We start from the raw sequence: 10,554 nt of genomic DNA on the forward strand, positions 1-10,554 counted from the left end.
GCCTTGCTCCTCAAGGGCAGGGTGCCTCGCGGAAGGAATATACCCGGTCATCGGCGGTGGTGATATCCGGCTTGCCCGAAGGGGCTTCGCTGCTCGGCATGCCGATCCATTCCGGCGCGATATGCATCTGGTAGATGAAGCAGGATGGCCGGCCATCGCGTTCGCGGGCGACATATTCCGCCTGCGCCACCAGGATGCGGCCGGGGCGGTAGACCCGGGTTTCGCCCTCGGCCACTTCCACGCTCCAGGTTTCATCACTGCCATCTTCAAAACGCACAATGGCATCGCCTGGAATCGGCTGGATCGTGGTTTGCCCGCCCAGCACATGGCCGCTGGCCAGCACGGTGCCTTCGGGCAGCATGATGCTGGGCGCCGCATGCAGTGGCGGCGGCGGTGGTGGCGGGCTTTGCGCCGGCAATTGGCTCGGCAGCAGGCCAAACAGAAACAGACCCGCCAGCAGCAGGGCCGGGCGGAAGCGGGGGAGGCTTTGCATGGCCGAGTCTATAGCACAGCCCGCCGGCCCAGACGATGCCCGCCGGGCATCTTGACCCCCACCCCGTGGAGACGGAAACTCCCCGGCGCAGAAAAAGCCAAACCAGGAGGAAGCCATGGCCCTGACACTGATTGATGTGCCGCTCTCGCCCTTTGCGCAGAAGGTGAAACTTGCGCTGCGCGAGAAGAATATCCCGTTTGAAATCCGCAACACCAACCTCACCGAGGCCGATGGGGCGCGGCTGAAGGCCAATCCGCGCGGCGAAATCCCGGCCCTGCTGGATGGCGATGCGGCGGTGTGGGATTCCACCATCATCCTAGAATATATCGAGGAAAAGTGGCCCGAACCGGCCTTGTGGCCCAAGGATCCGCTGGCCCGCGCCCGCGCCCGCCAGATTGAGGAAATCTGCGACGGGCCGTTTGAGGCGGTGATCTTCTGCACCTCCGAAGTGACCGCCTTCCGCCGTGCCGAGGGCGAATTGCAGGCCGCCATCCTGGGCGCCGCGAAGCAGACCATCCAGCAGCTTTTTGCCTATCTGGAAGAGCAGCTTGGCGATGCGCCGTATTTCAATGGTGCCAGTTTCGGCCGTGCCGATTGCGCGGTTTTCCCGCATGTGATGAATGCCAAGGCGCAGCGCACGCCGCCGGCCGAGGGCAGCAAGCTGGCCGCCTGGCTCGCCCGGGCGCTGGAACGGCCGAGCGTGCAGCAGACCCTGGCCGAAGCCAAGGCGGGCCTGGGCGAATTCAAGGCCATGGCGGAAGCCTATGGCAGCGCGCGCGCCAAGCGGCAATATCGCGATTTCCGCCTGGAATGGATGCTACAGGCCGGCGGCCTGCCGGTGATCCAGGATGGCCTGGCCAAGGGCAATATCCGCTTCGGCGGCCTGGTCTGAGGGCTGCTTATTCCGCTCTGGCCGAAGCCGCTTTGGCTTTGGTCAGGGCGGCCTGGGCGCGTTGCTGGTGCTCCGGCGTGATATGGCTTTGCACGGCTTTCACCGCCGCCAGCAAAACCGCCAGATCGTCGCCATAACCCAGCGCGCCAAACAGATCGGGGATGGCATCCAGCGGCAGGATGAAATAGCCGATGGCACCCAGCAGAATGGTTTTAGGCCATAGCGGGGTGTTGCGGTCGGTGGCGCAGAAATACGCCGCCAGCAGGGTGTCGGCCCAGGGAATATAGGTCAGGGCAGCCTTGAATTTGGCCCAGAAGCGGGTGGGCTGGGGGTCTGTCATGGCCTCGATATGGGGATTTACCCGGCTATCGCCAAGGGCGCCGGGTTTCGGCTATAAGCCCGGCATTGTTATGTAACGGTAGTGAACAATCAGGAGGAAGATCATGGATCTCAAGGGTGTAGGCGCGATTGTCACCGGTGGCGCTTCGGGTCTGGGCGCGGCCACCGCGCGCGAGCTGGCCAAGGCCGGCGCCAAGGTGGCGCTGTTTGACATGAATCTGGAAGCTGCCGAGGCCGTTGCCAAGGAAATCGGCGGCGTGGCGATCAAATGCGACGTGGCCGATGCGGCCGGCGGCGAGGCGGCGGTGAACGAGGCGGCCGAGAAGGTCGGCCCGCTGCGTGTGCTGGTGAATTGCGCCGGTGTCGGCACGCCGATGAAGGCGGTGGGCAAGGATGGCCCGGTGGCGCTGGAGAAGTTCACCCGCGTGGTGCAGATCAACCTGATCGGCAGCTTCAACATGATCCGTCTGGTGGCGCATAAGATGCAGCAGCAGGCCGAGATGGAAGGCAAGGAGCGCGGCTGCATTATCAACACCGCGTCGGTTGCCGCTTTTGACGGCCAGATCGGCCAGCCGGCCTATGGCGCCTCCAAGGCCGGCGTGCATGGCATGACCCTGCCGCTGGCGCGTGAATTCGCCAGCTTCGGCATCCGCGTCTGCACCATCGCGCCGGGCCTGTTCGGCACCCCGATGATGTTTGCCTTGCCGCCGGAAGCGCAGGAAAGCCTGGGCCGCTCGGTGCCGTTCCCCTCGCGCCTTGGCAAGCCCGAGGAATATGCCAGCCTGGCCCGCCATATCTGCGAGAACCAGATGCTGAACGGCGAGACCATCCGCCTCGACGGCGCCATCCGCATGGCGCCGAAGTAAGCCGCTATCGGCATTTTACCCGGTAAATTCGGGAGCGCGGGCCTTGCCGGCCCGCGCTTTTCCCGCTACCCCTAGGCCCGGTTTTTCCCTAGGCAATTTCCGGAGGTTTTCCCCATGGCGCGCAAAAAGATCGCCCTTGTCGGCGGCGGCAATATTGGTGGCACGCTGGCCCTGCTGGCCGGCCTGAAGGAACTCGGCGACATCACCATCTTCGACGTGGTCGAAGGTCTGCCGCAGGGCAAGGCGCTCGACATGGCCCAGGCCGGCGCGGTGGAAGGCTTCGATGCCAAGCTGCGCGGTACCCAGGATTATGCCGATATCGCCGGCTCGGATGTCATCATCGTCACCGCCGGCGTGGCCCGCAAGCCGGGCATGAGCCGCGACGACCTGCTTGGCATCAACATCAAGGTGATGCAGGCGGTTGGCGCCGGCATCAAGGCGCATGCGCCGGATGCCTTTGTGATCTGCATCACCAACCCGCTGGATGCCATGGTGTGGGTGCTGCGCGAAGTTTGCGGCCTGCCGCATAACAAGGTGATCGGCATGGCCGGCGTGCTCGACAGCGCCCGCTTCCGCCATTTCCTGGCCGAGGAATTCAATGTCTCGGTCAACGATGTCACCGCCTTTGTGCTGGGTGGCCATGGCGATACCATGGTGCCGCTGATCCGTTATTCCACCGTGGCCGGCATCCCGGTGCCCGATCTGATCAAGATGGGCTGGTCCAGCCAGGAGAAGATCGACAAGATCATCCAGCGCACCCGCGATGGCGGCGCCGAGATCGTCGCCCTGCTCAAGACCGGCTCGGCCTTCTACGCGCCGGCTTCCTCGGCCATCGAGATGGCGGAAAGCTACCTCAAGGACAAGCGCCGCGTGCTGCCCTGCGCCGCCTGGCTGGATAACGGCAAGTATGGCCAGTCCGGCATGTATGTTGGTGTGCCGGTGGTGATCGGCGCCAATGGCGTGGAGAAGATCGTCGAGATCGAACTGAATGCCGACGAGCAGAAGATGTTCGAGCATTCCGCCAATGCCGTGAAGGGCCTGGTGGAAGCCTGCAAGGCGATTGATCCGAGCCTCGGCAAGTAAGCGTCATTCCGATGACCATCGCGGCGCGCCCGGCATGGTTGGGCGCGCCGTTTGTTTTGGCGCTGCTGTTTGCTGCGCTGTACATGCTGCTGCCGCTGCTTGCGGTGCCGCATTGGCTGGTGGTGTTAAGCAAGGGCCTGGTCTGCCCGCTGCTGGCGTTGCAGGCCTGGCGCTGGCGGGCGCAGATCGGCGAGGCGGCGGCCCGTCTGCTTGTTGCGGCCTTGCTGTTTTCCGCGGCCGGCGATGTGTTTCTGGCGCTGGACCGGGTGAGGCTGTTTGTGCCCGGCCTGGCCAGTTTCCTGCTGGCGCATCTGGCCTATCTTGCGCTGTTCTACCGTAACCGCGCGCGGCCCTTCCGGCTGCGGCTTTGGCAGACCTGCGCCATTGCGGCGTTGCTCGGCTATGCCGCGCTGATGCTGGCCTGGCTCACCCCGGCGCTCGGGCCGTTGCTGCTGCCGGTCTGTTTTTACATTGCCGCCATCATGGCGATGGGGGTGGCCGCGCTGGCCTTGCCCCAGATCAGGCTGGGCGGGTATTTCTGGGTCGGCCTGGGTGCCATCAGCTTCATCTTTTCCGATTCGCTGATTGCCATCGATAAATTCCTGCTGCCGCTGGCCTGGGCCGGGCCGGCGATCTGGCTCAGTTATGTGGCCGCGCAAGTGGCGATCCTGCTGGGCTGGCGCTGCAATGCCGATTGCGGATAAACTTGGCGTAACACCCTCGCTGCAAGGAGCCTGCGATGCGTCTGCTGATTGCCATTTTCCTGCCTTGGCTGATGTTTTTCACCATTGGCCGGCCGATTGCCGGGATCGTCTGCCTGATCCTGCAAATCACCCTGATCGGCTGGATTCCGGCTGCGCTCTGGGCTGTATACGCGCTTAGCCAATACAATACGGATCGCAAGATCGAGGAAGCGAGCCGGCGCAATTGAACGATCTGCCCAGCCTGCCGCCGGAGCCATCCGACGATGCGAATAATCGGAAACGCTGGCGTGTGCAGGGTCTGCCGGCCTCGCCGGCCGTGCGGTTTCTGATTGCGCTGGTTCTGGCGCCGCCTATCGGCTTGTTTGTTGCTCATGCGCCGATGCTGCTGCTGGTAGTGGCCGGGCCGCTCGGCTGGTCGCTGATGGCGGCCGGTTTTGCCCTGGCGCTCGGCGCGGCGGCGGTGATGTATGGCGCCATGTTTCTGCTTGGTCTGCCGCTGCTGGTGCTGCTGGCCTGGCGCCGGGTGCATCGGATTGGGCCTTATGGCCTCGCCGGGGCGCTGTCCGGCCTGCTCACCGGCCTGTGGCTGGCCGATTGGGTGGGGGCGCCCGGCAGCGATCCGGGCGGCATCGGCGCGGCTTTGCTTGGCATCGGCCTCGGCTTTTACGGCGCCTGGCTCGGCCTCTGCATGGGCTTGGTCGCCGGCTTCATCCTACTCGCCTATGAATTGCAGCAGCGCGCCCAAGCCGCGCATGGCGTAGTAATCATCGAGCGGGAGTAATGGCCCGGCATAGCTGCGCAAGTAATTTTTTTCTCAATTTCAGGTGCTTGAAACCCTGGCGGCAGCCCTCCTAGACTTAGGGCGTAGCTGCTTAGCGGGGGGTGTTTTTATGCGGCGGGTTCTTTTGGCGTTTTTGGCTGTTCTGGTTCTGGCTGCCTGCACCACTCGGGCACACCAGATCACCACAACCCTGAATCGCGATGCCGGCAAGCAGCCGACGATTGTCCTGATGCCGCTGGATGTGGAGTTGTCGATCCTGTCTGCTGCCGGCATGCCCGAGGTGCGGGCCGATTGGACCTCTGCCGCCAACTCGTTGCTGCTGGATGCGATCCGCGCCCAGAAGGATAGCCTCAACATCCGCATGGCGGTGTTTGAGGATGGTAAAGCCGATGCCGAGAAGCAGGACCTTGCGCATCAGCTTATCAAGCTGCATGGCGCGGTCGGCAATTCGATCCTGATCCATCAATACAATCCGCAATTCAGCCTACCGAGCAAGGGCAGTCAGTTCGATTGGAGCTTGGGGCCTTCCGCCAAGGTGCTGAAGGAAACCTATGATGCCGATTATGCGTTGTTTGTCTGGATGCGTGACAGCTATGCCGGCCCGGGCCGCGTCGCCTTGATGGTGGTGGGCGCTGCTTTTGGCATCGGCATTCCCGGCGGTGCGCAGGTCGGGTTTGCCTCGCTGGTTGATTTGTCGAGCGGCAATGTTGCTTGGTTTAACCTGCTGGCGCGTGGTTATGGCGATTTGCGCAGCCCGGAGGGGGCGACAAATGTTGCGACCACGCTAATGGCGCAGATGCCGAAATGACTCTGCTGCATCGGCGCAATCTGCTGACCGGCCTGTGCGGCTGCGCCATGCTGGGTTTGTCCGGCTGTGTCACCACGATGGCGCAAGACGGCCCGATGCAGGTTGGTTACAAGCCGGCAGAGAATACCGACGAAGGCGGCCTTTGGCACATTGTGAACAAGGCTGAAGCCGATACCAGACGTTCACGCCACCTGATGCGTGACAAGGAATGGAATGAGTATCTGGTTGGCATCGTCAACCGGCTAGCCGGCGAACATGCCAAGGATATTCGGGTTTACCTGCTGCGTACCGCCCATTTCAATGCCACCATGGCGCCCAATGGCATGATGCAGGTGTGGAGCGGCCTGCTGGTGCGGGTAGACGACGAAGCGCAGCTTGCCGCCGTGATCGGCCATGAAATTGGTCATTATATTCAGCGCCACTCGCTGGCACGGCTTCGCGCGGTGCGATCACGAGCTGATCTGGGTGTGTTCCTTAGCATGGGTTTCGGGCTGGCAGGCAGTGTTGCCGGCATGATGCTGATGGCGGATGCTTATGCCTTCACCCGCGATCAGGAACGTGAGGCCGATGCCATTGGCGTGGAATTGATGCAACGGGCCGGTTATACGCCGCTCGCTGCTTCCGAGGTCTGGCAGAATATCATTGCTGAAAATAGCGCGGACCCGAACAGAAAAGATGGCAACATATTGTTTGCCAGCCATCCGGGCAGCGAGGAGCGCAAGGACACATTGCGCAAGATGGCGGCAGACGCGCCCGCCGGTGAGCGGCATGCGGCGCGATATGCCGACGCCATGCGTTCGATCCGTGGCATGCTGCTGGAAGATGAAATCCGGCTGCGCCAGCCCGAACGCTCGCTGGTGGTGCTGGAGCGTTTGCTGAAAGCGGCGCCAGAGGATGGCGAATTGCATTTCTTCGTTGGTGAAGTGTATCGCTTGCGTGATGCTGATAAGGACCGTGACCTAGCAATGGCGGCGTATGACAAGGCTGCCGCAGGCGAAAGGCCGCCGCCAGCCTTGTACCGGTCTATCGGCATGGTGGAGCAAAAACGCGGTAATGCTGGCGCCGCCAAGGTCGCTTTCAACCGGTATCTCGAATTGCAGCCGCAGGCTGAAGACCGCCTTCTGATTCAGAGACTCATGGAGCCGTTATCATGACGCTGACCGCGTTTTCACGTCCGCTTGCAGTAATGGTCCTTTTGCTGGGGCTGGCCGGTTGCGCCGCCTATTCCCTGGTATCGCCGGCCAAGGTGGCGGTGGCTGGCATGCAGGTGGATGTCGAACAGCCCTGGAACAAGGTCAATCAGCTTACGGTGACCAGTTCGGGCGCGATTGAGGTTTGGACGGCCGATGGCCCTGCCCTCAACACAATTATGTTCATCGGCGGCGCCCGGGATGGCGAGGTCGCGGTCAAGTCGAACAATCCCAATGCCAGCGGGACTGCGATTTTCCGCGCCTCCATGTCGCCGGGCGAGATTGTCGAATTATGGGAAACCGTAATTGTGCAGCAGACCGGCACCACAATCGCGAAAGGCAGCAATATCAAGCCGGTCAAGCATGGTGGTGTTGATGGCTTTACCTTCGATTTTGCCTATACCGGCAAAAACGAGGTGGAGCAGCAGGGCCTGGGCTATGCCGCTATCAAGGACAAACGGCTCTACATGATTTTCTTCAGTGGCACCAAGTTGCACCATTTTGGCAGCCGCCGCGCCAGCGTGGAAAAAATGATCGAGACGGTGCGTATCGCTGGCTGAGCTGGGGCAGGCAGGTTGCTGCTTGCTTTCCACCCCGGATCGCATACATCCTGCTCGGCATAGTCTTACCCCGGAGCCATGCCATGACCCTTTCCCCCGCCGCTCTTGGCTGGCGCACGCCGCTGGTTGTTATCCTGGCCGGCTGCACTATCGCGCTGCTGAATTTTGGTGTCCGCTCCGGCTTCGGCCTGTTCATGGAGCCGATCAGCAGCGCCAATGGCTGGGGGCGTGAGGTCTTTGCGCTGGCGATTGCCGTGCAGACCGTGTTGTGGGGCTTCGGCCAGCCTTTTGCCGGCGCCTTTGCTGATCGTTATGGCTCGGGCCGCGTCTTGACCATAGGCGCCTTGTTCTACGCCCTGGGCGTGGCGCTGAGCTCGGTTTCCAGCACGCCGGGTGTGCTTAATCTCACCATGGGCGTTCTGGTTGGCATTGGCCTGGCCGGCACCTCCTTCACCGTGGCCCTGGCCGCCATTGCCCGCATGGTCAGCCCCGAGCGGCGCTCCTGGGCTTTGGGCCTGGGCACGGCAGCGGGTTCGCTGGGCCAATTCCTGATGGTGCCGCTGGGCGAGGCCTTCATTGCCGCTTATGGCTGGGCCTTTGCGCTGATCCTGCTCAGCCTGTTTGCCCTGGCGATCATCCCGCTTTCCACCGCCCTGGCCGGCAAGGCACCGGAAGGCACCGGCCCGAAACAATCCATGGGCGAAGCCCTGCGCGAGGCCGGCAGCGCGCGCAGCTACTGGCTGCTGATCGCCGGCTTCTTCGTTTGCGGTTTCCATGTTTCCTTCATCCAGACCCATCTGCCGGCTTATGTGGTGGATCGTGGCCTTGATCCGCGCACCGGTGCCTGGGCGCTGGCCCTGGTTGGCCTGGCCAATGTGATCGGCTCCTACACTGCCGGTGTGCTGGGCGGCAAGCGCAGCAAGAAATACCTGCTCAGCTTCATCTATTTCGCCCGCGCCATCGTCATCACAGTGTTTGTGCTGATGCCGATGACCCAGATCAGCGTGTTGATCTTCGCCTTCTGCATGGGGCTGTTGTGGCTCTCCACCGTGCCGCTTACCTCCGGCCTGGTGGCGCAGATTTTTGGTCCGCGCTACATGGCTACCCTGTTCGGCATTGTGTTTTTCAGCCACCAGGTTGGCGGCTTCCTGGGCGTCTGGCTTGGCGGCCTGCTGTTTGATCTCACCGGCTCGTATAATATCGTGTGGTGGATCAGCGCCGGGCTTGGCATCTTTTCGGCCATTGTGCATTTCCCGATTGACGAGCGCCCGCTGGTGCGTGTGGCGCCGGCTTCGGCCTAGGCGGCAAGCCGGCCATGCGGTGGCATCTGCTTGCGGGCGGTTTTTTGCTGCTGGTGTTGCTGGCTTGGGGCTTCGGCCTGCGCGGCACACTGAGCCATGCCGAACTGCCCGATGAGGCCAGTGGCCGGCTGGTGGCGGTGTTTCCGCTACGCTATTCCGGCCAGGCCAGCTTCATCGCCGCCAGCAGCAGCGGCGGCGCTATCGCCCGCGAAGTCTGGCTGCCGAACATGCTGATTGTGCAGGATGCCGCGCCCGGCCTGGCGGCGCGGCTGCGGGCGGCCGGCGCCGTGGCGGTATATCCGGCGGCGCCGTTTGAGAGCTTTTCGCTCGCAGGCTGTACCGGTATGCCGCCAAAATCATTCCGACTGAACCGTTTAGGCTGAGTAGCCCCGCCTTGCATGCCGAGGCGTCGGGCGCTACGGTTGCAGGCAAGGGAAGGGAACCGGGGCAGCCGTGGCAGACGCGCCACTTACCATCATCGTAGCAGACGATCATCCGCTGGTGCGTGAAGCACTGGCTGGTGCACTGCGTCAGGCGCTCAGCGGCGCCCAGGTGATCGGTGCCGCCAACCTGCACGAAGCCCGGGCCGAACTGGAGCGGCGCGATACTGTTGATCTGCTGATCCTTGATCTGGACATGCCCGGCATGGATGGCTTTGCCGGCCTGGCCGGGGTGCGTGCCAGCCATCCGGCGATTCCGGTGGCGATTGTGTCTTCCACCCGCGATCCGGCGGTGATGCGGCGGGCGATGGAGTTCGGCGCAGCCGCCTTTGTGCCGAAATCGGCGGCATTGGACACTATTTCATCGGCTCTGCAAGCGGTGCTGGATGGCGAGGTATGGCTGCCGGCGGAAGCCGAGGAAGTCGGCGCACCAGGGGATGATTTTGCCCGCCGCGTGGCCGAGTTGACGCCGCAGCAATTACGCGTGCTGGGCCTGCTGTCGCAAGGCAAGCTCAACAAGCAGATTGCGCATGAATTGTCGGTTGGCGAGGCCACAATCAAGGCGCATGTCACGGCAATTCTGAAAAAACTCGGTGTGCGCAGCCGTACTCAGGCGGTGATCCTGTCGCGGCGCTTCTCTGCCAGCGGCGAATAAGCCGTTTAGTCCCCGGTCGCATCGAGCTTGGTGGTCGGGTCGAGCGGCGGGCGCCAGCGCTGGCTGATCAGGGCGCGCAGCGCGGCCGGGCGCACCGGCTTGTGCAGCAGGTCGATATTGGCGGCCTGGCAGCGTCGGCGCAGGTCTTGCGCCCGGTCGGCAGTGATCAGCACCGCCGGGATCGGCCGGCCCCAATCCTGGCGCAGCCGGGCAATCACTTCCAGCCCGTCCTGGCCATCGGGGCGGTCTTCCATGCCATCGCCAAGATGCAGGTCAGCCAGGATCATGTCTGGTCCGCGGCCACGTTGTGCAGCGGCCAGCCGGGCATTATCCAGGCTGTCCACCGCCGCCACATCGCAGCCCCAGCCTTGCATCAGGGTTTGCATCGCCTCGCGCACGCCGGCTTCATTGTCAACGCAGAGCAGGAAACAGCCCTCCAGGC

At 63.2% G+C, this 10,554-nt stretch carries 15 protein-coding genes; 12 read left to right on the plus strand and 3 right to left on the minus strand.

Annotated features, from left to right (window positions below; translation table 11 throughout):
• Positions 1-10 precede the first annotated feature (10 nt).
• On the minus strand, positions 11-493 hold the full coding sequence (locus KBB36_RS12260; RefSeq protein WP_290980964.1) for a hypothetical protein: 483 nt from the start codon (positions 491-493) through the stop codon (positions 11-13).
• 115 nt (positions 494-608) lie between these two features.
• On the opposite strand from KBB36_RS12260, the gene KBB36_RS12265 reads away from it, so the two are divergent.
• On the plus strand, positions 609-1,385 hold the full coding sequence (locus KBB36_RS12265; protein ID WP_290980967.1) for a glutathione S-transferase family protein: 777 nt from the start codon (positions 609-611) through the stop codon (positions 1,383-1,385).
• A 7-nt stretch (positions 1,386-1,392) separates the two neighbouring features.
• On the opposite strand, the gene KBB36_RS12270 is transcribed toward KBB36_RS12265, so the two are convergent.
• Complete coding sequence (locus KBB36_RS12270; protein ID WP_290980971.1) at positions 1,393-1,725, minus strand: YkvA family protein; 333 nt, start codon at positions 1,723-1,725, stop codon at positions 1,393-1,395.
• Between the two features lie 103 nt (positions 1,726-1,828).
• Here KBB36_RS12270 and KBB36_RS12275 point away from each other — a divergent pair, with 103 nt between their 5' ends.
• The 11 genes from KBB36_RS12275 to KBB36_RS12325 all read left to right on the plus strand — a co-directional run bounded on the left by KBB36_RS12275 (position 1,829) and on the right by KBB36_RS12325 (position 10,112).
• The gene (locus KBB36_RS12275; RefSeq protein ID WP_290980975.1) at positions 1,829-2,590 is read left to right on the plus strand and encodes an SDR family NAD(P)-dependent oxidoreductase; all 762 of its coding nucleotides are present in this window, start codon (positions 1,829-1,831) and stop codon (positions 2,588-2,590) included.
• A 114-nt stretch (positions 2,591-2,704) separates the two neighbouring features.
• Entirely contained in the window at positions 2,705-3,673 is a 969-nt protein-coding gene (gene mdh, locus KBB36_RS12280; RefSeq protein WP_290980978.1) for a malate dehydrogenase, read from the plus strand.
• An 11-nt stretch (positions 3,674-3,684) separates the two neighbouring features.
• Positions 3,685-4,377 carry a lysoplasmalogenase gene (locus KBB36_RS12285; RefSeq protein ID WP_290980981.1) on the plus strand — a complete coding sequence of 231 codons (693 nt, stop codon included), beginning with the start codon at positions 3,685-3,687 and terminating at the stop codon, positions 4,375-4,377.
• Between the two features lie 35 nt (positions 4,378-4,412).
• A complete protein-coding gene (locus KBB36_RS12290; RefSeq protein ID WP_290980984.1) occupies positions 4,413-4,604 on the plus strand; it encodes a YqaE/Pmp3 family membrane protein in 192 nt (63 codons plus the stop codon).
• Positions 4,601-5,158, plus strand: a complete 558-nt coding sequence (locus tag KBB36_RS12295; protein WP_290980987.1) for a hypothetical protein — start codon at positions 4,601-4,603, stop codon at positions 5,156-5,158. The genes KBB36_RS12290 and KBB36_RS12295 overlap by 4 nt, the downstream gene beginning before the upstream one ends.
• A 109-nt stretch (positions 5,159-5,267) precedes the next feature.
• Positions 5,268-5,966, plus strand: coding sequence for a lipoprotein (locus KBB36_RS12300; RefSeq protein ID WP_290980990.1), 699 nt, complete (start codon positions 5,268-5,270; stop codon positions 5,964-5,966).
• Complete coding sequence (locus tag KBB36_RS12305) at positions 5,963-7,120, plus strand: M48 family metallopeptidase (RefSeq protein ID WP_290980993.1); 1,158 nt, start codon at positions 5,963-5,965, stop codon at positions 7,118-7,120. Before KBB36_RS12300 ends, KBB36_RS12305 begins: the two co-directional genes overlap by 4 nt.
• A complete protein-coding gene (locus KBB36_RS12310; RefSeq protein ID WP_290980996.1) occupies positions 7,117-7,716 on the plus strand; it encodes a hypothetical protein in 600 nt (199 codons plus the stop codon). The genes KBB36_RS12305 and KBB36_RS12310 overlap by 4 nt, the downstream gene beginning before the upstream one ends.
• Positions 7,717-7,799: 83 nt before the next feature.
• Entirely contained in the window at positions 7,800-9,017 is a 1,218-nt protein-coding gene (locus KBB36_RS12315) for an MFS transporter (RefSeq protein ID WP_290980999.1), read from the plus strand.
• Between the two features lie 14 nt (positions 9,018-9,031).
• Positions 9,032-9,400 (plus strand): hypothetical protein, encoded by a 369-nt coding sequence (locus KBB36_RS12320; protein ID WP_290981002.1) that lies wholly within the window; start codon positions 9,032-9,034, stop codon positions 9,398-9,400.
• A gap of 70 nt (positions 9,401-9,470) precedes the next feature.
• Positions 9,471-10,112 (plus strand): response regulator transcription factor, encoded by a 642-nt coding sequence (locus KBB36_RS12325; protein ID WP_290981005.1) that lies wholly within the window; start codon positions 9,471-9,473, stop codon positions 10,110-10,112.
• 5 nt (positions 10,113-10,117) lie between these two features.
• Here the strand turns inward: KBB36_RS12325 and KBB36_RS12330 are convergent.
• The coding region (locus tag KBB36_RS12330) for a response regulator (RefSeq protein WP_290981008.1) at positions 10,118-10,554 on the minus strand (437 nt) is incomplete at its 5' end.

It is taken from the genome of Ferrovibrio sp. (genome assembly GCF_017994015.1).
In the GTDB taxonomy this organism is placed as follows: Bacteria; Pseudomonadota; Alphaproteobacteria; order Ferrovibrionales; family Ferrovibrionaceae; genus Ferrovibrio.